Source organism: Kitasatospora sp. NPDC059722, from assembly GCF_042733235.1.
GTDB lineage: Bacteria > Actinomycetota > Actinomycetes > Streptomycetales > Streptomycetaceae > Kitasatospora.
Genome location: NZ_JBHWGD010000040.1, coordinates 6,476 through 6,776 on the forward strand (window position 1 = coordinate 6,476; position 301 = coordinate 6,776).

Annotated in this window: 1 pseudogene; it reads left to right on the top strand. The window is 81.7% G+C overall.

What is annotated here, in order from left to right:
• Window positions 1-207: pseudogene (locus ACFV4F_RS24270) on the top strand (RNA polymerase sigma factor SigF); the annotation flags it as partial.
• Window positions 208-301: the final 94 nt, after the last annotated feature.

A 301-nucleotide genomic window follows, 5' to 3' on the forward strand; every position in this document is an offset into this window, starting at 1 on the left:
GCGTGGCCCGGCCCGCCGCCCCCCGAGGCGATACACCCCGCCCGGGGGGTGGACCCGCCCCGGGCCGCCCCCGCGCCGCCCCCCGCGGGGGCGGCGCGCCGGGCGGGCGTCGGCCCGGCCTCCCCGTGGAACGACCGCGCCCGTCTGCACCGCCCCGCGGTCCGTCCCGGCGTCAACGCCTGGCGGACCTCCGGCTGGGCGGGCTGAGCACGCGCAGCACACCCTGAGGAGTGGGGGGGTGTGGGCGGGGGGCGCGCGCACACAAGCACAATAGAGAGGGGAGACGACCCCCCACACACCC